This is a genomic window from Rheinheimera salexigens, from assembly GCF_001752395.1.
Lineage (GTDB): Bacteria > Pseudomonadota > Gammaproteobacteria > Enterobacterales > Alteromonadaceae > Alishewanella > Alishewanella salexigens.
The window spans coordinates 1516181-1541973 of sequence record NZ_MKEK01000001.1; the positions used below are offsets into that span (position 1 = coordinate 1516181).

Sequence of the window (25793 nt, forward strand, 5' to 3'; positions counted from 1 at the left end):
AAATTACTTAATATTCAGCTCTTTTAATAAGCTATCAGCATTATCAACCTGCTGCATTTGCCATAACATAAAACGTGAATCTACTTGTATCGAGCGAGTATTGTCATTGTTAAAATCCCAATCAGAAATGATTGAGTCTAAGGTGCCGTCAAAGGCCAAGCCAACTAATTCACCTTTGCCGTTTAAGACTGCTGAACCAGAGTTACCACCGGTAATATCTAAGGTAGCTAAGAAGTTGACCGGTACAGAGTTTAAGCTATCCACTTTATACTGACCAAACTGCTTGGCTTTAATGGCTTCCAGTTGCTTTTGCGGCGCATTAAATTCACCTTCACCGGTGGCTTTAGCTGTAATGCCACGTAAAGTCGTAAACGGTGACCATGCATTGCCGTCTTCATTACCATGGGCACGGCCTTTAACATTACCGTAAGTTACCCGCAGGGTACTATTGGCATCCGGGTATACGGCTTGCCCTTTAGATTGCATAAAGGCAATTTTAGCTTGCATATAGTTAGCGTAGGCTTGTTGAATTTTACCGGCTAACTGTTCATCTGCGGCTTCTTGTTTTAAATCGGTTTTATACAGTGCAATAGCGGCTTTAACAAAAAAGTCATCGCTGGCTTTAAAGTCAGCTACTGAACCTTGCAGTAAAGCTTGGCGATTGTCTAAAGAAGTTAAACCCGTCGCATTATACCAGCTATCAATTAACGCAGTTAATTGCTGTTGGTTCATATTATCTTTAATACCCATAGCCTGATCAAACTGGGCATTACGCTGCTTTTTGCTTTGGCTGGCATATTTAGTCAGGTTATGCAGATCCATGGCTTTTTCAACGTTGACATCAAAGTTACGTTCCATACCGGCAATAAAAGATTGGTAGCGCGGTAAGTCACGCTGTTGATAACCCGCTTTACGCTCGGCATCAGGCTTAGTGCTCTCATGCACTAAACGGTGTAAGGCACGGCTAAGAGTTAATAAACGTGGGGTGGCATTATCCAGTAAATATTCAGCACGACTTTGTTGTTGACGTTGCTTAAGTAATTTTTCAATGGCTGCTAAATCTTTAGCGTAAGCGTTTTTATTGCTTTTGCTGCTATTAACCCATTGCGTAAGTGCTTGGTGTTCAGCCGTTTTACGCTGTAAAAAATCGCTATCTGCAAAGCTATCTAACATGCCTTGACGGTTTTTCATGTAGTTATTTAAACCAGCCTTACGACTAGCATATTTTAACTCTGCATCTTTATTGTTTGCGGTTTCGCGGGCAATAATATCTAAGGTATCTTTATAATGCTGTACGGTATTTGGGTAGCTCCACTGGAAGGTTTCGCTTACTTCGCTGGGTAAACGATGACGGTTAGTCCGGCCTGGGTAACCTAAGGCCATGACAAAATCACCTTCTTCTAGCGCATCGCTAGCAAGGTTTAAATGGTAATCAGGCTTATAGGGTACGTTATCGGCACTAAAGTCAGCTGATTTACCTTCTGGGCTTACGTAGGCACGATAAAAGCTGTAATCGCCAGTATGACGTGGCCACATCCAGTTATCGGTATCGCCACCAAATTTACCTACACCTGATGCTGGCGCATGCACTAAACGAACATCTTTAATTTCTAACTGTTTAATTAAATAAAATTCTAAGCCACCGTAATAGGAAGCTACGGTACAGCGATGGCCTAAATCTTGTTCACAGTCAGCCACTAAGATTTTTTCATTCGCTTCAATAGCATCTAAACGCTTTTTACCGCTTAATTTCGCCGTTTTAGCGTCAATCACTGTAGCGGTGACATTATCCACGGCTTTAGTAACAAATATCCGGCTACCTGGTGCGGCTGCAACTTCATCAGTAATGTTGTTGGCTAAAAAACCATTAGTTAATAGATCATTTTCAGGTGTAGAGTTATGAGCAATACTGCCATAAACACAGTGATGGTTAGTCACCACTAAGCCTTGATCAGAAACAAAAGAGGCAGAACAACCACCAAGGCTAACAACTGCGGCCATAGGGAATTCAGTTAATTTAGTTAAACTGGCTGGATCCAGCGCTAAACCGGCGGTTTTTAATTGATCAGCAATCTCGGGTAATTGCTGTGGCATCCACATGCCTTCATCGGCAAGGGCAAAATTGCTGGCTAAGGCCAACATTAGAATGGTTTTTTTCATGGTTGCTCTTCTAGTAATAATGCAAAATAAAAGATAAAAAAATACAACATTAGATCGGGCTTATAGTCCACGCCAGAGCAGGGGCTTGTCAAGGTGCAGACAAACCCTGTTACATTTTAATTTCGACAATTACAAAGCGGTAAACGATAGTGCAGCATGCAACTTAATCTTAAAGTACAGCTTATTAGCTTATTTATGCCGCTGTTGCAGGACCTGAATAACATCATTTAAATCTAAATCTTGACTACGCAACAGCACTAACAAGTGAAACAGTAAATCAGCGGCTTCGTTTTTTAATTCATCACGATCGCCTACTGTGGCGGCTAATGCAGCTTCAACGCCTTCTTCACCCACTTTTTGCGCCATTCTTTTAACACCCCTGGCAAACAAGCTGGCAGTGTAGCTACTGTTAGGATCAGCATGTTGGCGCGATTTTATGACTTGTTCTAGTTGGTATAAAAAGCTCAGTTGTGAACTGTTTTTGTCAGCATCTGCCCAGCAGGTTTCATTACCCAGATGGCAAGTAGGGCCTTGCGGTAGGGCTAATACTAATAAACTATCGGCATCACAATCTGCCGTTATGCTAACTAAATTGAGAAAATTAGCCGAACTTTCACCTTTGCACCATAAACGTTGTTTACTACGGCTAAAAAAAGTCACTTTTTTGCTTGCTAAGCTTTGGGCTAACGCTTCTGGGTTCATATAAGCTTGCATCAATACTTTACCCGAAATAGCGTGTTGCACTATTGCCGGTAATAATTGATTCTCTGGCCATTTTAGTTGGCTTATTTGCTGGGTGTTCATAGTGAGCCTTTTAAATCTGTTTTCTATTTACTGTATTTAGTTTAGTGAATTATTTGTTAGAGCTGATAAAGATTACATAGGCCGAATACTTATACCATCAGCAATTAGCTGCGCTTTTAAATCAGCAATACTAATAATACCTTTATGGAATACGCTAGCGGCCAGTGCTGCATCCACATCTGCTTGCTGAAACACATCGGTAAAGTGTTGCATAGTACCCGCGCCGCCACTGGCGATCAGCGGCACTTTACACAGTGGACGCAGCGAACGTAATTGGGCGATATCATAACCTTCACGTACACCATCTTGGTTCATGCAGTTAAGTACAATTTCACCTGCACCCCGTTGTTGTGCTTCTACTAACCAGTCTCGGGTTAGCCATTGGGTTTTTTTAGTCCGACTTTCGTCTCCGGTAAATTGATATACTTGATATTGGCCTGAGATCACATCATAAAAGCTATCAATACCTACAACGATGCATTGCTTACCAAAGGCTTGGCTTAACTCACTGATTAGTTCTGGGTTGGCTAAAGCCGGGCTATTAATAGAAATTTTATCCGCACCCATTTCTAAAATTTTAGCTGCGTCAGCCACCGTTTTTATGCCACCTGCAACACAAAAGGGAATATCAATAACTTTAGCAATGCGTTGTACCCAGGATTTATCTACAGTGCGGTTATCGCTAGAGGCGGTGATATCATAAAACACTAACTCATCAGCGCCTGCCGCGGCATAACGCTCGGCTAAAGGCACAATATCGCCAATAATTTCATGGTTACGAAATTGTACTCCTTTAACCACTTTGCCATCTCGAACGTCTAAACAAGGGACTAACCGTTTTGCCAACATTGAATTGCCTCACTTACGCTAAATTTCCCTTCTAATAAGGCGCGGCCTAAAATGACGCCGGCAACACCACTACCTAGAAGCGCTTTAATATCGTTAAGTTGACCAATGCCGCCAGATGCTTGCCACTGAATTTGTGGATAGGCAGCAGTAAGCTCTTTATATAAGCTGACATTTGCCCCTGTTAGCGTGCCATCTTTACTGATATCGGTACATAACACATGCCGAGCACCTGCCGCAATATAGTCGGTTAAAACCTGCTCTAAAGTAATCGATGATTGTTCAATCCAGCCGTGCGAGGGCAGGGTTTTCTCACCTTGAGCATTAATGGCTACATCCAGTGCTAACACAATTTTTTCACCGCCATACTTTTGCAACCATTGCTGTACTAAGACGGGTTCGCGAATAGCTAAGCTACCAATAACAACACGGCTGGCGCCGGCTTGTAGTAAATCGATAATATCTTGCTCACAGCGAATACCACCACCTACTTGAATAGATAGCGGGGAGGCTGTCATCAGTTGGCTAAGTAATGTCATCTGCCTTTGCTGGGCATCTTTGGCCCCCGATAAGTCGACCAAATGTAGCCAACTTGCGCCTGCTGTCGCATATTGATTACGTAGGGTTAAGGCATCAACATTGTATTGCGTGCTGTTATCGTATTGGCCTTGATAAAGCCTAACCACATTGCCGTCTATTAAATCTATTGCTGGAATAATCATAACTGCCACTTTAAAAAATTTTCAATTAATCGGGCGCCGGCTTTACCTGAACGCTCGGGGTGGAATTGCGCGCCAGCGACATTATCTTTAGCTATCACAGCTGAAAAATCGCACCCATAGTGACAACTGGCGAGGGTGTAATCGTTTACGGCAAGTGCAAAGCTATGCACGAAATACACATAGTCTTGCTCGGTAAAACCCGTTAATAGCGGATGCGGCTGAATGTTATTTAAGGTGTTCCAGCCCATGTGCGGCAGCCGTAGCTTATTGTTTTGGCTAGCTTCGACTTGCATCGCTGCTACTTTACCGGGGATTAAATTTAAGCAGCTAACATTGCCTTCCTGACTAGACTCCGTCAGTAATTGCATGCCTAAGCAAATACCTAATACTGGCTGCTGCAGTTGTTGTAGGGTATCAATAAGATCTGCTTGCTGCAGTTGCGCCATAGCATTATTAGCCGTGCCAACGCCGGGTAAAATAACGCGTTGAGCCTGTTTAATGGCTTTAATATCACGGCTAACCGTTGCTGTTACGCCCAAGCGCTGACAGGCAAAATACACCGAGCTAATATTGGCACAGCCGGTATCAACAATGACTAAGCCACTTACGTTACTCAAACCAGCCATTACAACACACCTTTAGTGCTGGGTAAGGCATCACCCGATACTTTAATGGCTTGGCCAAACGCGCGACCAAACACTTTAAATAAGCCTTCTACCATGTGGTGCTTATTACCCGGGCTAATGGATAAATGTAATGACATCATCATGGCATCGCTTAACGAGCGAAAAAAATGTGGCACCATTTCTAAATTTAACCCGCCAACACTGCCTTGGCCTAAATCGGCGTCAAACTTAAATAAAGGTCGGCCAGATAAATCCAGCACGCATTCGGCACGGCATTCATCCATAGGTAAAACAAAGCCAAAGCGATTAATGCCCCGTTTATTGCCCAAGGCTTGTTTTAACGCTTGGCCTAACGCTAAAGCGGTATCCTCAACACTGTGGTGATCATCAATATGTAAATCGCCAGCCACGTTAACTTGCAGCGAGAATCCGCCATGGGTGGCAATTTGTTCTAGCATGTGATCAAAAAAGCCAATGCCGGTATTAAACAGACACTTATCAGTACGATCTAAATCTACGCTAATGTTAATGTCGGTTTCGCGGGTAGTGCGAGTAACGTTAGCTTGGCGCTTACGGCTTAAAATAGCTTGGCTAATATCTTGCCAGCCTAGGGTTTCACGTTGATATAGAAATGACTTTAGTCCCATATTCTCAGCCAGTTGCACATCGGTCATTCGATCACCAATCACGTAAGAGTTAGTGAAATCAATTTTACCTTGCTGCAAGTAATCTTTAACTAAGCCTAACTTGGGTTTACGGCAACTGCAGTTGTCTGACTCGAAGTGCGGGCAAATTAGCACATCAGAAAAGTGAATACCTTGCGACGTTAACAGCTGCATCATTTTCTGTTGTGGCGCATTAAAATCTGCTTGCGGAAAACTAGCGGTGCCTAAGCCATCTTGATTAGTTACCATCACTAGGCTGTAACCGGCGGCTTGTAATTTTAGCAACGCCGGCACAAGGTTGGGTTCGTACACCAGCTTTTCTAAGCTATCCAGCTGTTTATCTATCGCCGGCTCTTCAACCATAGTGCCGTCGCGGTCAATAAATAAAATAGGTTGGCCACTCATTTATATGCTCTCTTCTAATTTTAAGGTAAATATGTTTAACAGGGCTTGTTGCAGTGCCTGCATTTCTGTAGCACTACCAATAGAGACTCTTACCACTTGGGATAAGCCTAATTGGCTAGATTGGTTACGGACTAAAATACCTTGCTGCTGCAGGGCGATAACAAGGCTAGAGGCGTTTTGCACTTGCAGCAGCACAAAATTGGCATCACTAGGCCAAACCCTCTGAATACCGTCTAAATTTGCTGCAAAGCGTATAAATTCATCGCGTAGCTTATTTATAAGGGCGACATTTTGTTGCATCCGGTTAATGGCTTCAGGCTGAAGTGCTTGGCATGCAATTTGTGCCACTGGCTCTGCAAGTGGATAGGGGGCAATCATTTGTTTTAAGCCGTTAATAACGTCGGCTCGAGCCAGAGTAAAACCGCAACGTAATCCGGCTAAAGCAAAAGCTTTAGATAAAGTACGCAAGATCACCAAATTGGCATATTGGCCAATTAAACCCGCCACTGAGGTTTGGGCTATAAACTCAATATAAGCTTCATCAACCACTACCAAAGCAGTGTTTTTATACTGCTCTAATACCGCAATAATTTGGCCTGTTGGAATAATATTCCCCGTCGGATTATTTGGACTGCAGATAAAAATTAATTTTGGTTTAGTATCAAATATGGCCGGTAAATCTAATTGAAAATCAGTCGTTAATGGCACTATGTTCGCTTTAACTTGCTGGCTTTGGGCGCTGATCGCGTACATGCCATAAGTGGGAGGGCAAATAGTAATGCTGTCTTGTTGCGGCTCGCAAAAGCTGCGTATTAGTAATTCAATGCCCTCATCGGCACCTCGACTGACTAATACCTGGTTAGCATCAACACCCGCATAGTCCGCATAGACTTGAATAAGGGCAGCAGGTTGACAAGCAGGATAGCGATTAAAGTCACCGCTAAGTTGATACTCTGTTGCAAGGGCATTTTCATTAGCGTTAAGCCAAATGGCGCCACCACTCATGCTGCGGCGAGCTGAAGCGTAAGGGGTAATTTCTTTAACACTTTTGCGGGCTAAGTCACTGACTGTATCGTTAATTAAGTCGCTCATTATTGACTCCTCACACTCTATTCTTGGCTAAGCGCTAAAACGGCTAATCGTTTACTGACAGCGGCAGCATGGGCATCTAATCCTTCAGCTTGGGCTAATGTCACAATGGCCGGGCCGATATTCCGCAGCCCAGTTTTAGTTAACTGTTGCACGGTATAACGTCGGTAAAAGTCGACTAACGATAAGCTGGATAAGGTTTTGCTATAGCCGTAAGTCGGTAATACATGGTTAGTACCACTGGCATAATCACCGGCAGACTCTGGTGTCCAAGCACCAACAAAAATACTGGCAGCACTGGTAAATTGCAGTGCTAATTGCTCTGCATTATTGGTTTGAATAATTAAATGCTCAGGTGCGTACGCATTGGTTACCGCCACAGCTTGTTGTATATCTGCAGTTAAAATATAACGGCTATGTTGCAAAGCAGCTTTAGCGATAGCTTGTCGAGGTAAAGTACTAACCTGCAAAGCCACTTCAACTTGCACTTGTTGTATTAATTCAGCGCTGTCGCTGACTAATAATACTTGCGAGTCAACGCCGTGCTCTGCTTGAGATAATAAATCAGCAGCAACAAAGCTAGCATTGGCTGCACTGTCAGCAACCACTAACACCTCAGAAGGGCCTGCTGGCATATCAATTTGGGCGCCAGACTGTTGTTGACTCACTTGCTGTTTTGCTTCGGTAACATAACGATTACCTGGGCCAAATATTTTATCTACTTTAGCTATAGTTGCTGTGCCATAGGCCAATGCAGCAATAGCTTGGGCACCGCCAATAGTATAAATTTCAGTGATACCACATAAGAAAGCCGCATAAACAATCTCAGGCGTAATAGCGTCAGCCGCTGCTTTGCCTGGAGGGGTGACCATAACAACTCGTTCACAGCCAGCTAGTTGCGCCGGAACACCTAGCATTAATACCGTAGAAGGTAATGGTGCTGTGCCGGCTGGAATATATAAACCCACGGCATTAATAGCCCGATTTTTTAATTGGCAAACCACGCCAGGACTGGTTTCAACTTCAATGTCCTGCGGTAATTGCGCAGCATGAAAGCGCCGGATATTGCCGTAGGCTAAATCAATGGCGGCTTTTCTATCCGCAGATAAATCGTTTATCCGCTGTTGCTGCTGTTGTTTATTTAGCACTAAGGCATTATTAGATAAACCATCAAATTGTTGGCTGTACGCGACTAATGCGGTATCGCCTTGCTGTCTTACTGTTTCAATAATAGAGGCAACGGTTTGCTGAATATCACTACTATCATCCAGTTTTGGCCTAGCTAATACCGCTGCTTGTTCGGTAGCAGATAACGTTGACCAATCGAAAACAGTCTTATCTGTCATATCCATCATATCCATCATAACTGTCATATCAGTCATAGCTACTCCATCATCTTTTCAATGGGTAACACTAATATCGAGCTGGCGCCTAAGGCTTTTAATTGCTCCATGGTTTCCCAAAACAGGGTTTCACTACTGACAACATGTATCGCCACGACGTTATCGTTTCCGGCTAAGGGCAGAATAGTTGGATTTTCAGCACCCGGTAACAAATCGATAATGGCATCCAATTGATTGCGAGGCGCGTGCAGCATGATGTATTTACTTTCGTGGGCACGCATGACACCGGAAATTCTTGGTATCAGTTTATTGATTAAACTCAACTGGCGCGGCTCGGTTAAATTTTTGCGCTGAATTAATACCGCTTTACTGCGATAAATCACTTCAACTTCTTTTAAACCATTAGCTTCCAGCGTGGCACCGGTAGAGACTAAGTCACAAATTGCGTCGGCTAAACCGGCACGAGGCGCAACTTCAACCGAGCCTTTTAAATTAACAATGCGGGCATTAACACCTTGCTGTTTTAAATAGCGACCGAGTAAACGCGGGTAGGTCGTGGCAATGGTTTTACCCTCTAACGAGGCGACACCGCTATAGTTTTCTTCTTGCTGCACCGCAATTGACAAGCGACAAGAGCCAAAATCTAAGCGGGCTAATATGGTGTAATCAAAACTATCGTCATCTAACTTGCGTTGCAGGGACTCTTCTTCCAAAACGTTTTCGCCAATGATGCCTAAATCACACACGCCATCCATTACTAAACCTGGAATATCGTCATCACGAACGCGCAAAATATCAATAGGCATATTTTCGACATGGGCAATTAAGCGTTGTTCACGTAAATTAATTTTTAAACCGCAGCTAGTTAATAAATCTTGAGATTCAATGGATAAACGGCCAGATTTCTGCATGGCAATACGTAGTCTTTTCGGTTCTGCTGCTAAATTCATTTTTTTTTCCTAATACATTAACTTAAATAAAAAACCCCGAGTCTGAGCTCGGGGTTTATATTCACTGTACCACCGGAGCGCCAAACAATAGCCCTCCGAGATATCGGCTGGCTAGTCGCTATGATGATGATGGTGGTATACAGTTTTCATAATACTCAATATCGCTAAGTTCGTTCTATACAACTTAAAATGTTTTTAATACCAACACAAGTATTATTTTTAATTATCTGAAAACGCTAATGTAGTTAACTGATTGATTTTATAGGTTTTTGCTTTTGGCGGGGTTCAGTCGATATAAAAAATCAAGCTGTTGTTTTTATTTTAGTCTTAATTAATGCTTGTTAATTGCTCAAGTTGTATAGTCATTGTTGATCTTGCTATTGTGCGCGTTATGGTTCTTTCTGGTAAACTGCGGTGGAATTTAATGCTGAGTGACGCTAATCATTACTCTATACATTAGTCTAAACGTTACGCTATAAAAATGAGGAGCAACAATGTCAGTAAAAAATGCCGGTATTGGTGGGGTTTCAAAACAGCAAGCGTTAGCTGGCTTAACCGATATGACCGCAGGTGAAGCAACTATTGAAGTAGCAGAATATCAACTACGTATTGCTCGTGCTTGCGAATTAATGCAGCAACATAACGTTGATGCGGTATTACTTAATGCGGGCACTAATTTAAGTTATTTTACTGGTTTAAACTGGTATGCCAGTGAGCGATTAGTGTGTGCGTTATTACTGGCTAATGGCGAGATATTATATGTGCTGCCTGCATTTGAAATTGGCACTATTAAACCAATGGTTAAAATGGCAGGGTCATTACATGGCTGGCAAGAGCATGAAAACCCATATCAGCTGTGCGTGCAATTAATCCAGCAACAGTTAAGTAAAACCACGTTAAAAGTCGCTATTGATGAAGGCGCAGCCTTTTTTATAGCCGATGGCATTAAATTAGCTTTAGCCAACAACGGTGATATTGTTAATGCCCAGCCGATTACTGCCGGTTGTCGGATGCACAAAAGTGATACCGAAATAGCCATTATGCAACGCGCAATGGATATGACCTTAGCCGTACATCAAGCCACCGCTAGCATTTTATATCCTGGCATTACTACGGCTGAAGTCACCGAGTTTATTGACCAAGCCCATCGTAAAGTGGGCGCTAAACAAGGTTCGTATTTTTGTATTGTGCTCTTTGGCACCGATACGGCTTTTCCGCATGGTGTTGATAAACCAAAAGCATTAGAAAACAATGAAATGGTGCTAATTGATACCGGCTGCAAATTAAATGGTTACTTGTCTGATATAACCCGTAGTTACATTTTTGGCGAAGCAACTCAGAAGCAGCGTGATGCTTGGCAGCATGAAAAATCAGCGCAAATTGCCGCTTTTAATGCAGCTAAGATAGGGGTTGCTTGTCAAGAAGTGGATAGGGCAGCAAGAGGCTATTTAGAGCAACAAGGCTATGGTCCGGGTTATCAATTACCAGGCTTACCACATCGTACCGGGCATGGTATTGGTATGGATATCCATGAATGGCCTTATCTGGTTGAAGGCAATACCTTACCGTTAGCGACAGGCATGTGTTTTAGTAATGAGCCAATGTTAGTGTTGCCCGGCGAGTTTGGTATTCGGTTAGAAGATCACTTCTATATGACTGACTCTGGACCACGTTGGTTTACTGAGCCGAGTCACGCCATAGATGCGCCTTTTGCCAATCTTGATTAAGTTAGATCAAGTAAGACTGATTAAGCAAGATTAATAGCGGTTTGCAGGTACAGACTGGCATAAAGTAACTGAATTTTGGCTTAAACTTAACTATTAGCTTAAGTTTAAGCTGGGCTAGCCGATACAGGTTTAGCTAATAAAAGTTTAGGGAGCCATTTATGGACGCTTTTATGCCATTTGTACAACGTGTACCAGGTGGTCCAGTTGAGCAAGATGCTAAGCTGGTGGTACCGGTTTTTAAAGAGGCCAAACTTAGCCCATTAAAAGCCAATGAACATAAATATCTGATCCTGCGCCGACAGCGCTTTGGCAAGAAGTCGGCAGTCGAAGGTGTGCCAGAAGCACCTTACACCACGCCAGAAGAAGAGCAACGGGTAGGCGATGATGGCCGGTTAGATATTTTTGTCTGATTTTTGTTAGCAAAACAGGCATAATAGCCGTTTTATTGGCTAAGATGGTATTTGCTGTGCCGCACTATTTCTCTTTATTCCTACTCGTTATCTATGCATAACCAAGTCAGCGCTGCGTTTTCCGCAACAGGCGCGTTAGCTAAGCATATTGACGGCTTTAATGCCCGTGATGCCCAGTTAGATATGGCTAAAGCCGTTACCGATATCATTGAGCAATCAGGTGCCTTAGTCGTCGAAGCGGGCACGGGTACCGGTAAAACTTACGCTTACTTAGTACCGGCTTTGCTTAGTGGCAAAAAAGTGGTGTTATCTACGGGCACTAAAAATCTGCAAGAGCAATTATATTACCGAGACTTACCTACTGTTGTGAAGGCGTTAGCTAGCCCGTTACAATTGGCGCTGTTAAAAGGCCGCAGTAACTATTTGTGCTTATTCCGCTTAGAGCAGCATTATAATCACGTACCAATGCAAGACGATAAGCTGATCCAAGATTTAAGCTTAATTAAAAAATGGTCAGCTGAAACCCATACCGGTGATATCGGTGAGCTTGGTTATATAGCTGAAGACTCTAAAGCTTTGCCTTATGTTACTAGCACTACAGACAACTGTTTAGGTAAAGAATGCCCCGTCTATGAAGATTGTCATTTATTAAAAGCGCGTAAAAAAGCCCAAGCTTCTGATTTAGTGGTGGTTAATCATCACCTGTTTTTTGCTGATTTAGCCCTTAAAGATACCGGTTTTGGCGAGTTATTACCGGATATGGATGTGGTTATTTTTGATGAAGCCCATCAGCTACCCGATATTGCCAGTGACTATTTTGGTGAGCATGTTTCTAGCCGGTTATTATTAGATTTATGCCGAGATATCGACTTGGCTTGCAAAACCGAACTACGCGATCATCCTCAGTTAGCTAAAGTGGCCGAAAAGCTGGCTTTATTAGTTAAAGATTGGCGCTTACAATTCTCTGGCGACTCAACTAAAGGAAATTGGCGCGAAGCTTATCAACAACTGCCGATGCAAACTGCCTTAAATCGGGTTAGTGAAAGTATTGATATGCTGTACTTAGTGCTTAAATCCAGTTTAGGCCGCAGTGAACAAATAGATAATGTGTTTGAGCGCTTAGTGCAAATTAAGTTACGCTTAGCCAAGCTGGTGGATATGCAGCAGGAAGGGGTCAGTTTGTGGTATGAAACTACCCGCTTGCACGTCAGTTTGCATCTAACACCACTTAGCATTGCCGACAAATTTAGCGCTATTGTGGCAGCCGACGAGCGTAGTTGGGTTTTTACCTCTGCTACGTTGTCGGTTAATAATGGTTTTAGCCATTACACCGAGCAAATGGGCTTACAGCAAGCGAAAACTTTGTTACTTGAAAGCCCGTTTAATTATGCCGAGCAAGCCTTATTATGTGTGCCGCGTTTTATGCCCGAGCCGCATCAGCCATTGATGGCAAAAACATTAATTGATATTGCCTGTCAATTAATTGAAGCCAATAATGGTCGCTGTTTTTTCTTATTTACCAGCCATCGTATGTTACAAATGGTGGCAAAACAGCTACCAGATTTAATTCGCCAGCCAGTATTAGTGCAAGGTAGTAGTGGTAAGCGGTTATTGTTAGACCAATTTGTGAAATTAGAAAACGCGGTGTTACTGGGTACCAGCAGCTTTTGGGAAGGGGTTGATGTTCGCGGTGATACTTTAAGCTGCGTTATTATTGATAAGCTACCTTTTGCCTCACCTGACGAGCCGCTACTGCAAGCTAGAAGTGAAAACTGTGTGCGCAGAGGCCAAGATCCATTTTTTGAAGTGCAATTACCGCAAGCTGTTATTACCCTTAAACAAGGCGTGGGCCGTTTAATTCGTGATGTTACCGATCGCGGCGTTATGGTGATATGTGATAATCGCTTAGTGACCAAGCCTTATGGTGAAATATTTTTAACCAGTTTGCCACCGATGCGGCGAACCCGTTCGCTGGACGATGCCGTCACCTTTTTAAAACAGATAAAACAGGAAACCGATACTTGAAAAATCAAGGATACGTGCAAAAACAGGGCGAAGTGAAGCTACTGGCTTTAGATACCTCAACCGAAGCCTGTTCGGTTGCACTTTATATTAATAATGAAAGACTAATTTTGGACGAAGTGTGTCCACAGCAGCATAGTAAGCGGATCTTGCCGATGATCCAGCAATTACTTAGCCAAGCCGAACTTAGCTTACAACAACTAGACGGCATAGTATTTGGTCGTGGCCCTGGTAGCTTTACCGGCGTTAGAATTGGCGCAGGTGTTTGCCAAGGTTTAGGCTTTGGTGCCGATTTGCCTGTATATGGTGTCTCAACGTTAGCTGCCATGGCGCAAGCGGCTTATCGTTTACATGGTGCAACGCAGGTGGTGTCGGCGATAGATGCACGCATGGCTGAAGTGTATATTGCGGCTTATAAATTAGAGATTAGTAGTAACATTATGCAAGCGATAACGGTAGAACGGGCGGTAAAACCTGACGTGCTAACTGAATTAGGTTTGCAAGGTAATGTTGCTGCAGTGGGTACGGGCTGGCAAACCTATTATGATCAGTTACAGCTAAAACAAGCTGCCACTTACTATACTGATATTTTATATCCTTCTGCCCAAGATATGCTAACCCTAGCACTGCCGGCTTTTGCCGCGGGTGACTTTATTGCTGCTGAATTAGCCGAACCGATTTATGTGCGTGATGAGGTAACCTGGCAAAAGCTACCAGGGCGTTAAAAAATAGTACTTGGTTAAATTTTAGCACTGGTTATAATTACCCCATGTTTAAAGTAGAGTGTAGCTATGACGTTAACAGTTAAGCAAAGTTTAAACGCTCCTGCTCATGTTGCTACGGTGTACAATAGTACCGAAGCGCGGCGGCCTTCTGCTGAGCCAAAAACAGCGGCTATAACCCCGCAAGGTAGTGGCATACGCAGTAATGCTAGAGTTTTATCTGCTTTAGATGCTGAACAACACAAGCCTAGCTTTCGCAGTAATGGTAATGGCAATGATGCTCATGCCGAACGTGCGGTCGCCGCTTATCAAAGTTTACAACATCAACAACGGCGCAATGAAATCCAATCTATGCTGGGTGTCGATCTTTACGCCTAGTAACTAAACCAACTCCACTACTAAAGCGTAACCTTATATATCACGGCTAATATATAAGGTTAAAATTATGTCTAGCACTTGTTTAATCACGGGCGCTAGCTCTGGCATTGGCGCAGCCACAGCTAAGTACTTTGCTAGTCAAGGCTGGACCGTTTATGCGGTGGCACGTTCTGTTGAAAAGTTACAGCAGTTAGCCATAACCCCCGGCATTATCGCCTTACCATTAGATTTGACCGATACCCATGCCATCATAACCACTGCTAAAGAGTTGGCTAATAAAAATATTGCCTTAGATTTAGTTTTACTCAATGCAGGCAGCTGTGAATATGTAACAGCAAAAAATCTTGATTTAAGCGCCTTTGAGCGCACCTTTGCTATTAATTTTCACGCCAACGTTGCAGCCATAAAATATTTACTACCACTACTTTCATTATCTAAAAAACCGCAACTTGCGGTGGTCAGTTCTATGGCTCATTTTTTCCCCTTTACGCGCTCTGAAGCTTATGGTGCCAGTAAAGCCGCATTAAGTTATTTTGTTGATAGCTTAAGGGTAGATTTAGCCAAAACGGAGATACAAATTTGCTTAATTGAGCCCGGCTTTGTTGATACCCCCTTAACTCAAAAAAATGATTTTAAAATGCCATTTTTGCTGTCGGTCGATACTGCAGCAAAACGTATCTACCACGGTTTAGATAACAATAAATTACGTATTCGCTTTCCTATAAGGCTAAGTGTGATGTTAAAGCTAATGGCGTGTTTACCCTATGGCTTACGCTGTCGCTTAGCGGCAAAAATGGCCGATAAATGAATTGGCGCGCAGTAATAGGCTTTGAAATCTGTTGGCTAGCATTGGCCTATTGGCAGCAAACTGTGCTGATACCGGTATTAATGTATTGGCTGTATGGCATGTCCCAACTAAACAATAAGTCTAGGTTGGCCGTGCTGAACGTTATTGGCGCTGGTTTACTGATTGATAGCGCATTAGTAACAGCGGGTGTAATAGGCTTTAGTGACAATATTTGGCTGCCACTGTGGTTTATTCTACTTTGGGCGGTGTTTGCCTTAGCCGCAGTTGAAGTAATGGCCGCTATGTTAACTAAACCTTGGCTAGCCGCGCTATTAGGCGGTATCGGAGGGCCTGTTTCTTATATTGCTGGCGCAGGTTTAAGTGGCGGGATATTACAGTTTTATTATGGCCAATGGTCTTATTTAATTTTAAGTATAGTGTGGGCGCTGATTGCCATCGCGCTAGGCTGCAGCAGGAGATGGTATGCTTAATATTAAAGGCCGTGTTAGTGTTTGTGTGCTGGCTTTATTGATGATATTCAATGCTGCTGCTATTGAATACGTGACTATTGACTACAAGACAATAGGCAAGGGCAGTGTGACGTTTTTATTTAATCAGCAAGAAATTGGCACTATTGAAGATAAGAAATTTGGTCCAGCATTTTTTGATATTTGGCTGTCGCCCGATACCAGCGCAAAAAAATTGCGCCGCCAATTACTGACGACGCATTAGGGTTTAAAGGCTTATTTAGTTTGCTGAATATACTGCATTATTTTTTTGGCTATATCTGTATTGTCTTGGAAACCAATAAAATCTTTTTGCCATTTACCATAAGCTAATACGGGTACGTCCGCAGCACTGTGGCCACCAGTCGTCCAGCCGGTGTTAGTTCTGTTATTAATAATAGCTTTAATTTGCGAGGTTAACGCTTTATTACTATCGGTTTTTGCCATTAGCAATAGCTTAGATTCTTCTTCTGACAGAGCCATACTAGTTAATGTTTGCCATATCTGTAGCGCATTTTCATCGTTAGTGGCGGCTAACATTTTTTCTGCAATAACCAGGGCGGAATGACGAATTTTCTTGATTTTGTCGGTACGCCATTCATAAACGCCATTGGCACCTAAAGATAAGCCGCCGGTTTCATGATCAGCGGTAATAATTAATAGCGTATCTGGATTAGCATCAACAAAGTCTTTCGCCACTTGAATAGCATGACCAAAATCGTCCATTTCTGCCATGGCACAAGCAATATCATTGCTATGGCCACACCAATCTATTTGGCTACCTTCAACCATTAATACAAAACCCTTTTCAGCTGTTGCTAACAATTGTAAAGCTTTACTGGTTAATTGAGCTAATGGCTGCTGCACAGGGTTATCTATCGCTGACGGTAAAGCGACATCAGCTAATAAAGCAATGGCAGGTGAACGGGTAAGCTGGTCTAACTGTTGCCAGTTTTCAGCATATTGATAATCCTGCTGCTGCAGTTCATTAACGAGGTTACGATCTTCACGAATAAAATACTTTTTGCCGCCGCCTAACATAACGTCAGCAACCGGTTTACCGTTAATACGATAATCTACATACATATCAGCAATTTCATTGTAATTCTGCCGACTTTTATTATGAGCTAAAAACGCGGCTGGCGTGGCATGATTAATTTGTGAGCTAGCCACAATACCATTGGCTTTCCCCAGCTTTTTTGCTTGCATCATCATAGTGCTAAGCGGCATATGTTTATGATCAACTGAAATAGCACCGTTATAGCTTTTAATGCCAGTAGCTAAGGCCGTAGCACCTGCGGCAGAGTCAGTTACATAAGTGTCATCATCTGGATAAGAACTTGCCATACCTAACCACAGTTGATCAAATACGGTGTTCTCTACGGCTTTCGTCGTGACATCATCACTATAATAGCGGTAACCGGTTAAATAGGTTGGCCCCATGCCATCCCCTATCATATAAATAATATTTTTAGGTGCAGCAAATAAAGCGGTTGGTATTAATAGTAACGATAATGATAATAGGTTTGTACGCAGACAATTTTTACGCATTTAAAGGCCTCTTATTAACCTTGCTTGATGTTATTGCTCGATAGTGTACTTTATAGCAACTAAATGACAAAAATATGTCGATAAAGCCCCTTAATTACAGGCTGACTGTTAAACTTTACAACTGAGGCCAGCTAAGGCTTAATTATAGGTAGTGGAACTGTTTTGATTAAAGGTGTTCAAACACTATTACATAACATATCTTTATCTATTGTAGAGACATAGATAAAGTGGTGTTTATCCTACAAAGGTTGGTAAGATATTGATGATTATAAATATAAAAACAACGATTAATACCGCGCTCTTTGCATTGGCTATAGCATTCACTATTCCAGCTTATGCTAATGTACCCCAGCAAAATCACTTTACAGAATTAGATCATATTGCCAATGATCCGGCTCGCGCTGAAGACAATATTCAGCGAAATGCGTTTCGTCATCCTGCTGAGACCTTAACTTTTTTTGGTATTGAGCCACAGATGTCAGTGCTGGAAGTTTGGCCAAGTAAAGGTTGGTATACCGAAATTTTAGCGCCATTTTTAAAAGCGCAGGGCAAATTAACTCTGGCACAATTTTCAAAAGATACCGATAATTTCCGTAATGAACGCAATGTGTTTTGGGCTAAAATCAGTGCTAAATTAGAGCACTATATTGCAGAAAATCCGCAGCGTTTTGGCCAAGTCGCGACGCTAGAACTTGAGCCACCTTTCCTGACACCACAGGTGACAGACCAATTTGATATGGTGTTAAGTTTTCGTAATGCCCATATTTGGAACGAAGATGGTCATTTACATGCCACAATAGAAACGTTATTTAATGCCCTAAAACCAGGTGGTGTTATGGGTATGGTCGAGCATAGAGCTTCTCGTTTATCCGATATTTCCAGCTCTGCTAGTGTTGGCTATTTAGATGAGGCTTATGTTATCGCGGTTGCTCAATCAGTAGGTTTTCAGTTAGTTGCAAGCAGTGAGATCAATGCCAATCCACTAGACAGTAAAAATTATCCTAAAGGGGTTTATACGCTACCGCCAACATTAGCTATGGGTGGCCAAGATAAAGAATATTACTTAGCCATTGGTGAAAGTGATCGTATGACACTGAAATTTATTAAACCGAACGAGTAGAGTAATTGTGAATAGCCGTTAATTGTGGGAAGATTAGGGCTAGAGTAATAACTCAAATTTATAGTGTTCATATAACAAGCAATACTTCAAGCCATGCAATAAGGCTAATGTATTAGCAGCCCATGTTTCTTGCAACCCATATTAGATTGCATCAGGCTGGTTATATACCAATAAAATAATAACCTTAGAAAAAGGAGTAGACGGTGGAAAGAGTTTGGTTAAAACGTTACCCGTCAGGTGTACCAGCGCAAATTGATGCTGATCATTACCCATCATTATTAGATATATTTAGTCAAAGTATTGAACAATATGCTGATAAAACAGCTTTTATCAATATGGGAAAATCAATTACCTATCGTGAACTTGATCAGAAAAGTATCGCTTTTGCAGCCTACTTACAAAGTTTAGGCCTGAAAAAAGGCGATGCAGTGGCAATTATGATGCCGAATTTACTGCAATATCCTGTCGTTTTAATGGGGATTTTACGTGCTGGTTGTGTGGTGGTAAACGTTAACCCACTTTATACCCCTCGAGAGCTAGAACACCAATTAACCGATTCTAAAGCTAAAACCATTATTATTGTCGAAAATTTTGCCCATACTCTTAGTGATATTCAAGATCATATTCAACTTGAGCATATTATATTAACTAAAATGGGCGACATGCTGGGTTGTGTAAAAGGCAATATTGTCAATTTCGTGGTTAAATATCTGAAAAGATTAGTGCCAAGCTATAATTTAAAAAGTTTTGTTAGTTTTAATGATGCCTTAAAGCAGGGCGCTGAATTACCCCTACAAAAACCTACTTTGGTGGGCAGTGATATTGCCTTTTTGCAGTATACCGGTGGCACGACGGGTGTCTCTAAAGGCGCCATGTTAACCCATCGCAATATGGTTGCTAATCTAGAGCAAGTAACGGGTTGTCTTGATACCTTCTTTGTGAAAGGTGAAGAAAGAGTGGTAACGGCATTACCGCTTTATCATATCTTTGCATTAACGGCTAACTTCTTTACCTTTTTTAAATACGGTGCAACTAACTTGTTGATCACCAATCCGCGAGATATGCCAGGCTTTGTCAAAGAGTTAAAAGGCTTTTCGTTTACTGCTATTACCGGCGTTAATACTTTATTTAATGGCTTATTAAATACTCCGGGTTTTGCCCAACTAGATTTCAGCACGCTTAAGTTATCTTTAGGCGGTGGTATGGCAGTGCAGCGTCCTGTTGCGGAGCGCTGGCAAAAAGTGACAGGTACTCGTTTACTAGAAGGCTATGGCTTAACTGAGTGCTGTCCATTAGTTACAGTCAGTCCATACGATTTAGCAGGCTTTAATGGCAGCATTGGTTTACCTGCGCCATCTACTGATATTCGCTTGGTGGATGAAGAAGGTAATGACGTTGCCAAAGGTGAGTCCGGCGAAATGCTGGTGAGCGGGCCGCAAGTTATGCTAGGTTATTTAAATCGCCCTGACGAAACAGCTAAGGTATTAAAAGACGGTTGGCTGTATACCGGTGATATTGCCCGAATGGATGATGAAGGTTTCTTTTATATCGTCGATCGTAAAAAAGATATGATTTTAGTTTCTGGCTTTAACGTCTATCCAAATGAAATAGAAGAAGTTGCTGCCATGAACGAAAAAGTTCTGGAAGTGGCTGCCGTTGGCGTGCCGCATGACGTTTCAGGTGAAGTAGTTAAATTGTTTGTGGTAAAAAAAGATCCTTCGCTAACCGAAGAAGAAATGATTGCCCATTGTCGTCAGCATTTAACCGGTTATAAAGCACCAAAATCTGTTGAATTCCGCAAAGAGCTACCCAAAACTAATGTTGGTAAAATCCTGCGTCGTGAATTACGTGATGAAGAGATAAAAAAATCAACAAAAGCATAGGAAAAACCACGTGACATTAGGTTGTAAATGATTCCATTAATATCCGACGATGCAACGCTGGCAAGTTATTGCCAGCGTATTGCTAAAAGCACTTTACTTGCTGTTGATACTGAGTTTATTCGTCAAAGCACGCTTTATCCTAAACTTGGCTTAATCCAGCTTTATGATGGCGAACATTTAGCGTTGGTTGATCCATTAACCATTACTCAGTGGCAACCGTTAATTGATATTTTCGCAAATGTTAATACGGTTAAGCTATTACATTCTTGCAATGAAGATATAGAAGCTTTTGCCACTATTGGTATTACAAATATTACGCCTTTATTTGATAGCCAATTAGCCTGCCAACTTTTGGGTTGGGGTAACAGTATTGGTTTTGCTAATTTAGTTGAGCGTATCTCTGGACAATTAGTAGATAAAAGTGAAACCCGTGCCGATTGGCTGGCTCGGCCATTAGCGGATAAACAGTTAAATTACGCTGCTAATGATGTTTTATTTTTATATCCTTTATATCAAACTTTAAAGCAAGAGCTAAACGAGCAACAGTTGAGTTTACTGTTGCAAGAAGGCGAGCAGTTAATGCTGCGTAAAGAGCAAAAACTGGCGCCAGAGTTTAAGTATTTAGAAATTAAAAATAGTTGGTTGCTAACTCCGCGTGAATTAGCGGTATTGCGAGAATTAGTTAGCTGGCGTTATCAGTATGCGCAGCAAAAAGATTTAGCATTAGGCTTAGTGTTAAAAGATGCTCAGTTATTTGAATTAGCTAAACGTCGGCCTAGCACAGTAGAAAGCTTATTTAATATTCCTGATTTACCCGCTCGAGAAGTGCGTCGACATGGCCAAACCGTGATCCAGCTCATTGAGCAAGCTAAAGCATTACCGCCAGAAGACTGCCCACAGCGTTTTTATCATCAAGATCAGTTTATTGGTTATAAACAACAAGTTGCTGCTATTACCGCGATAATTAAGCAGGCAGCGGAACAGCAGCAAATCCCCGCAGAATTTATGTCTGTTAAACGGCAATTACACGAATTTGTTAATTGGTGTTGGCGGGTGTCGGATCAACAACGTTTGGCCTTGCCGGTACCGGAATATTTCCAAGGTTGGCGTCGCCAGTATTTATTGCCATTTTTAACCCTACCTGATCATGTTACTGTTAATGCTAAATAAAATTGATGAAATTTTAGAATAAGACAGTCACGTAACATTAAAATAACGGCAAATTTATTAGCCGTTATTTTTTTTAGTGATCCAAGTTAAGAATTATACGTTACACTCTAATAACTGATTAATTTCTGACTTAAGGGTGCAATAATGATGGGAATAAACAACTCTGCTCTGCTGATGGTTTTATCTTTATTATTAATCGGCTGTGGCGGAGGGGGCAGTTCAACGCCTGGAACATCACAACCAGCACCACCACCACCTCCAACAATACCACCACCCGTTGTGGTTAATGGCACAGTACAAGTTGTTAATACCGCAATTGATTCCCCAAATATCAATATTGTTATTGCAGACGAAAACCTGATTACCGAACTTGAGTATGCAGATGCTTCTACCGTGCTTTCAGTGCCGCCAAAAACCTATCAAGCAAGCGTAAATGCCATTTTGCCTGGTGATAATAATACGCTTTCTATACTTGAGCCTGTTGACTTAACCGTAGCCGAAGCGAAACGATATACCGTTTTCACAGTGGGTAAAGTGGCGGATGCCAGTCTAAGTGCATTAATTGTTCCGGGGCAACTGGGTGGTATACCCTTAAATAAAATTCGACTGCAATTAGTTCATGCCGCTGCAAGTGCTCCTGAAGTGAGTGTCCATGTCACGGTACCAGGTGCTGAATTAGCAACGCCAGAAGCCACATTTTCTTTTAAAGGTTACAGCAAGCCAATTATTCTAGATCCTGCTAACTATCAGGTACGCATTACGCTAACAGATAATCAAACCGTACTTTTTGACAGTGCTAGCTTAGATTATACCGCAGTGGGTACAGATTTAGTGTTGGCGGCAATTGATAGCCAGTTTTCCGGCGCCTCACCGGTTTCACTTTTAGCGGTAGCGCAAGATGGCAGTCAAAAAAATATTTTTGACGTCAACGCTAATGCTTCAATACGGATTGTGCATAACGCATCCGATGCCGAGCCTTTTGAAATTAAAACCAGTAGTGATACCAGCTTAGGAAATGTGATTTCTTTTACTGAGTTTTCTGATTATCTGCAAGTGGTCCCTAAAACATATGAGGTAAGCATCATTTTAGATTCTAGTAGTACTAATAGTATTACTGTTGCAGCGGGACAGTATTACAGCTTGCTTGCTAGCGGATCTGTTAATGAAAGTGATGATGCTGCCATCGAGGCTTTAATCTATACCGATAAATCACGGCGTATTGCCACAGAAGCGCAACTAAGAATTATTCATGGTTCTACTTTGTCGGGGAATGTTGATATTTACATAACGGCCAATGGTGATATCAGCCAAGCAACCGCAAATTTTAGTAATGTTGCGTATAAAACTGACGTTGGTTATATGTCGTTGCCAGCAGGGGATTATGTGATTACAGTAACTAAAGCGGCTGAAAAAACTGTAGTGATTGAAACTGCCGTCAGTTTAACGACAAATCGAATATACACAGCCATAACTCGAGATGGCGAAAACTTAGATAGCACTATGCTTGGCTTGATAAAAATTGATGATTTTGTTGTAGAGTAAAATTGTAAAACTAGTCAGATTGCTAATAAAAAGCCGGTAATAGCAATATACTGTTACCGGCTTTTTTATTAAAAAATTAGTTTATCGCTTAGCTTTTTTCATCAGGGAAGGTGATGTTTAATTCTAATACCGACAATTCATTATCGCGTTGCTCTAAAGACACGGCAATTTGTTCAGGAGATATATCAACATATTTACGTATTACCTCTAAAATATCGCGCTCTAATTGCGGTAAATAGTCAGGGCTATTACGTTTTCTTCGTTCATGGGCAACAATAATTTGTAACCGCTCTTTAGCTGTATTTGCAGTGTTTTTCTTCGCTGACCGAAAATAATCCAGTAATGACATTAATTACCCTCCAAAAATCCGTTTTAACAGGCCTTTCTTTTCAACATTAATAAAGCGAAAAGGCACTTGCTCGCCAAGTAAACGATTAACTGTATCTAAATAAGCTTGGCCAGCATCGCTGTCGGTATCTAAAATAACAGGTTGGCCAGAGTTGGATGCATTTAATACAGCCTGCGACTCAGGAATAACGCCAAGTAGATCGATAGAAAGAATTTCTTTCACATCTTCCACGCTTAACATTTCGCCTTTTTCAACGCGTTCAGGATTATAGCGGGTTAATAACAAGTGCTCTTTAATAGAGTCTTGGCTGTTTTCAGCACGGCGTGACTTACTAGATAACATACCTAATATACGATCCGAGTCACGTACAGAGGATACTTCAGGGTTGGTCACAACTATGGCTTCATCGGCAAAATACAATGCCATCATGGCGCCTGCTTCAATGCCTGCAGGAGAGTCACAAATAATAAAATCAAAATCTTTTGCCAGTTCATTTAAAACGCGTTCTACACCTTCTTTAGTTAAGGCATCTTTATCACGGGTTTGTGAAGCGGGTAAGATAAATAAATTGTCGGTACGTTTATCTTTAATCAAAGTTTGCTTTAAATTAGAGTCGCCGTTAATTACGTTAACAAAATCGTAAACTACCCGACGCTCACAGCCCATAATTAAATCTAAATTACGTAATCCAATATCAAAATCAACAATAACTGTTTTCTTACCTTTTAGCGCTAAGCCCGTACCAATAGCTGCGCTAGAGGTGGTTTTACCGACTCCGCCTTTTCCTGACGTCACGACTATGATTTTTGCCATAGTTTAATCCTTATACTAATTCTGCTAAGACTAGCTGGTCGTCTTGCAACTTAATGCAAGACGCTTTGCCCCAAAATTCACCTTGTAAGCTTTCACTTAACCAGTAATTACCCGCTATTGAAATAAGTTCAGCTTGCAAGTTGTAACAATAAATTCGTTTACTATTATCACCAGCGGCACCCGCTATGGCTTTACCGCGTAAAGTACCATAAATATGAATGTTACCATCGGCAATCACTTCGGCGCCGGCACCCACAGTACCTTTAATAATAAGATCTGCACCTTTTGCATAAATTTGTTGCCCAGAGCGCACTGCTTGTTCAACAATTTTACTGTCCATCGGAGCATTAGCTCCAGCTTCTACCGGCACTTCCTCTGGTTTAGAGACCGTGGGTTTAGCTTCTTTACCTAATTGCAATGCCGCTAAACCGGCTTGTTGGGCCAGTTGCTTTAATTCGGCATTAGCACCACAAACGCCAACTAAAACTAGTTTTAACTCTGAAAACAGCTGTTTAATCGCATTAAAATCTGGCGCTTGCTGGCAATCTGTTACGTTAAGAATAATAGGAGCTTGATAAAAAAAAGCCGGTGCTTGCGCCAGCTTTTGGCTCAACTGCTGTTGCAAAGCGCTGACAGACAGCTCTTTATAAGAGAGTACTGATAGAGGGAATAAGCTACCTTTTAATTCTAACAATTGTTCTGACATAACGGTTCTTAGCGCAGTTTTTATATAAAAGTATTATATAAAATATTATATAAAAGTTTCATCAGCTGAAACCTCGAATTTATTCGCGTTGCCACACAGTTGCAGGTACGCAATATAGAGGCTTCATGTTATAGTTTAGGCCTTCGTTAAGCAAGGTTGGAACGTGGTTTTATTCTATGCTATGTGCGGTATATAAAAGTCTCAAAAAAGAGCAAACTTATCTTTATGTAGAGCGGCGTGACGACTTCAGTGCTGTGCCTGAAGCGTTATTAACTAGTTTTGGCCCGCCTAAATTAGTGACCATAATTAATCTAGCTTCACGGCAATATTTAGCTTTGGCAGATTTAGATAAAGTTAAACAACAGTTACAAAGCCAAGGTTTTTATTTACAAGTACCGCCACCGGTTGAAAACCTATTAACTAAACATAAAGCGCAGCAATTAACTGATAAATAGTACAGCGCACAGTGTTTCAAATCGAAGTGGTAGAACGCTAAT

General features: G+C 41.8%; 26 protein-coding genes. 13 read left to right on the forward strand and 13 right to left on the reverse strand.

Annotated features, from left to right (window positions below; all coding sequences use genetic code 11):
- Positions 1-3: 3 nt before the first annotated feature.
- The 9 genes from BI198_RS06990 to hisG all read right to left on the reverse strand — a co-directional run bounded on the left by BI198_RS06990 (position 4) and on the right by hisG (position 9610).
- Entirely contained in the window at positions 4-2160 is a 2157-nt protein-coding gene (locus BI198_RS06990) for a S46 family peptidase (protein ID WP_070048912.1), read from the reverse strand.
- Between the two features lie 189 nt (positions 2161-2349).
- Complete coding sequence (gene hisIE / locus BI198_RS06995; protein WP_070048913.1) at positions 2350-2964, reverse strand: bifunctional phosphoribosyl-AMP cyclohydrolase/phosphoribosyl-ATP diphosphatase HisIE; 615 nt, start codon at positions 2962-2964, stop codon at positions 2350-2352.
- A 72-nt stretch (positions 2965-3036) separates the two neighbouring features.
- The gene (gene hisF, locus BI198_RS07000; RefSeq protein WP_070048914.1) at positions 3037-3813 is read right to left on the reverse strand and encodes an imidazole glycerol phosphate synthase subunit HisF; all 777 of its coding nucleotides are present in this window, start codon (positions 3811-3813) and stop codon (positions 3037-3039) included.
- Positions 3795-4532 (reverse strand): 1-(5-phosphoribosyl)-5-[(5-phosphoribosylamino)methylideneamino]imidazole-4-carboxamide isomerase, encoded by a 738-nt coding sequence (gene hisA, locus BI198_RS07005; protein ID WP_070048915.1) that lies wholly within the window; start codon positions 4530-4532, stop codon positions 3795-3797. The genes hisF and hisA overlap by 19 nt, the downstream gene beginning before the upstream one ends.
- Positions 4529-5158, reverse strand: a complete 630-nt coding sequence (gene hisH, locus BI198_RS07010; protein WP_070048916.1) for an imidazole glycerol phosphate synthase subunit HisH — start codon at positions 5156-5158, stop codon at positions 4529-4531. Before hisH ends, hisA begins: the two co-directional genes overlap by 4 nt.
- Positions 5158-6228 (reverse strand): bifunctional histidinol-phosphatase/imidazoleglycerol-phosphate dehydratase HisB, encoded by a 1071-nt coding sequence (gene hisB / locus BI198_RS07015; RefSeq protein ID WP_070048917.1) that lies wholly within the window; start codon positions 6226-6228, stop codon positions 5158-5160. Before hisB ends, hisH begins: the two co-directional genes overlap by 1 nt.
- Positions 6229-7320 (reverse strand): histidinol-phosphate transaminase, encoded by a 1092-nt coding sequence (hisC, locus tag BI198_RS07020; RefSeq protein ID WP_070048918.1) that lies wholly within the window; start codon positions 7318-7320, stop codon positions 6229-6231.
- A gap of 17 nt (positions 7321-7337) precedes the next feature.
- Entirely contained in the window at positions 7338-8699 is a 1362-nt protein-coding gene (gene hisD, locus BI198_RS07025; protein WP_235605269.1) for a histidinol dehydrogenase, read from the reverse strand.
- A 2-nt stretch (positions 8700-8701) separates the two neighbouring features.
- A complete protein-coding gene (gene hisG, locus BI198_RS07030) occupies positions 8702-9610 on the reverse strand; it encodes an ATP phosphoribosyltransferase (RefSeq protein WP_070048919.1) in 909 nt (302 codons plus the stop codon).
- Between the two features lie 494 nt (positions 9611-10104).
- Here hisG and BI198_RS07035 point away from each other — a divergent pair, with 494 nt between their 5' ends.
- From BI198_RS07035 to BI198_RS07070, 8 genes are all read left to right on the forward strand, one after another.
- Positions 10105-11337: a M24 family metallopeptidase gene (locus BI198_RS07035; RefSeq protein WP_070048920.1), complete on the forward strand. Its 1233-nt coding sequence runs from the start codon at positions 10105-10107 to the stop codon at positions 11335-11337.
- A gap of 158 nt (positions 11338-11495) precedes the next feature.
- Positions 11496-11747 (forward strand): hypothetical protein, encoded by a 252-nt coding sequence (locus BI198_RS07040; RefSeq protein WP_070048921.1) that lies wholly within the window; start codon positions 11496-11498, stop codon positions 11745-11747.
- Between the two features lie 93 nt (positions 11748-11840).
- Positions 11841-13772, forward strand: a complete 1932-nt coding sequence (locus BI198_RS07045) for an ATP-dependent DNA helicase (RefSeq protein WP_070048922.1) — start codon at positions 11841-11843, stop codon at positions 13770-13772.
- Positions 13769-14494: a tRNA (adenosine(37)-N6)-threonylcarbamoyltransferase complex dimerization subunit type 1 TsaB gene (gene tsaB / locus BI198_RS07050; protein ID WP_235605270.1), complete on the forward strand. Its 726-nt coding sequence runs from the start codon at positions 13769-13771 to the stop codon at positions 14492-14494. Before BI198_RS07045 ends, tsaB begins: the two co-directional genes overlap by 4 nt.
- Before the next feature lie 66 nt (positions 14495-14560).
- Positions 14561-14869, forward strand: a complete 309-nt coding sequence (locus BI198_RS07055) for a hypothetical protein (RefSeq protein ID WP_070048923.1) — start codon at positions 14561-14563, stop codon at positions 14867-14869.
- 67 nt (positions 14870-14936) lie between these two features.
- Positions 14937-15677, forward strand: a complete 741-nt coding sequence (locus BI198_RS07060) for an SDR family NAD(P)-dependent oxidoreductase (protein WP_070048924.1) — start codon at positions 14937-14939, stop codon at positions 15675-15677.
- Positions 15674-16147 (forward strand): DUF2878 domain-containing protein, encoded by a 474-nt coding sequence (locus BI198_RS07065; protein WP_070048925.1) that lies wholly within the window; start codon positions 15674-15676, stop codon positions 16145-16147. The genes BI198_RS07060 and BI198_RS07065 overlap by 4 nt, the downstream gene beginning before the upstream one ends.
- A complete protein-coding gene (locus tag BI198_RS07070; RefSeq protein ID WP_070048926.1) occupies positions 16140-16388 on the forward strand; it encodes a chalcone isomerase family protein in 249 nt (82 codons plus the stop codon). The genes BI198_RS07065 and BI198_RS07070 overlap by 8 nt, the downstream gene beginning before the upstream one ends.
- 11 nt (positions 16389-16399) lie before the next feature.
- On the opposite strand, the gene BI198_RS07075 is transcribed toward BI198_RS07070, so the two are convergent.
- Positions 16400-17713 (reverse strand): alkaline phosphatase, encoded by a 1314-nt coding sequence (locus BI198_RS07075; protein WP_083256577.1) that lies wholly within the window; start codon positions 17711-17713, stop codon positions 16400-16402.
- Between the two features lie 262 nt (positions 17714-17975).
- Between BI198_RS07075 and BI198_RS07080 the strand changes: the two genes are divergently transcribed.
- The 4 genes from BI198_RS07080 (at position 17976) to BI198_RS07095 (ending at position 23428) form a co-directional block, all read left to right on the forward strand.
- The gene (locus BI198_RS07080; protein ID WP_235605271.1) at positions 17976-18833 is read left to right on the forward strand and encodes a class I SAM-dependent methyltransferase; all 858 of its coding nucleotides are present in this window, start codon (positions 17976-17978) and stop codon (positions 18831-18833) included.
- Between the two features lie 203 nt (positions 18834-19036).
- Positions 19037-20716: a long-chain-fatty-acid--CoA ligase FadD gene (gene fadD, locus BI198_RS07085; RefSeq protein WP_070048927.1), complete on the forward strand. Its 1680-nt coding sequence runs from the start codon at positions 19037-19039 to the stop codon at positions 20714-20716.
- 27 nt (positions 20717-20743) lie between these two features.
- Positions 20744-21886 (forward strand): ribonuclease D, encoded by a 1143-nt coding sequence (rnd, locus tag BI198_RS07090; protein WP_070048928.1) that lies wholly within the window; start codon positions 20744-20746, stop codon positions 21884-21886.
- 144 nt (positions 21887-22030) lie between these two features.
- Positions 22031-23428 carry a DUF4397 domain-containing protein gene (locus BI198_RS07095; protein WP_070048929.1) on the forward strand — a complete coding sequence of 466 codons (1398 nt, stop codon included), beginning with the start codon at positions 22031-22033 and terminating at the stop codon, positions 23426-23428.
- A gap of 88 nt (positions 23429-23516) precedes the next feature.
- Here the strand turns inward: BI198_RS07095 and minE are convergent, their stop codons facing one another.
- Genes minE through minC form a run of 3 tightly spaced genes read right to left on the reverse strand, consistent with a single transcriptional unit; the run spans position 23517 to position 25296 of the window.
- The gene (gene minE, locus BI198_RS07100; RefSeq protein ID WP_070048930.1) at positions 23517-23777 is read right to left on the reverse strand and encodes a cell division topological specificity factor MinE; all 261 of its coding nucleotides are present in this window, start codon (positions 23775-23777) and stop codon (positions 23517-23519) included.
- 3 nt (positions 23778-23780) lie between these two features.
- The gene (gene minD, locus BI198_RS07105) at positions 23781-24590 is read right to left on the reverse strand and encodes a septum site-determining protein MinD (protein ID WP_070048931.1); all 810 of its coding nucleotides are present in this window, start codon (positions 24588-24590) and stop codon (positions 23781-23783) included.
- Between the two features lie 10 nt (positions 24591-24600).
- Positions 24601-25296, reverse strand: coding sequence for a septum site-determining protein MinC (gene minC, locus BI198_RS07110; protein ID WP_070048932.1), 696 nt, complete (start codon positions 25294-25296; stop codon positions 24601-24603).
- A gap of 176 nt (positions 25297-25472) precedes the next feature.
- Between minC and BI198_RS07115 the strand changes: the two genes are divergently transcribed.
- Positions 25473-25751, forward strand: a complete 279-nt coding sequence (locus BI198_RS07115) for a YcgL domain-containing protein (protein ID WP_070048933.1) — start codon at positions 25473-25475, stop codon at positions 25749-25751.
- The last annotated feature ends 42 nt before the right edge of the window (positions 25752-25793 follow it).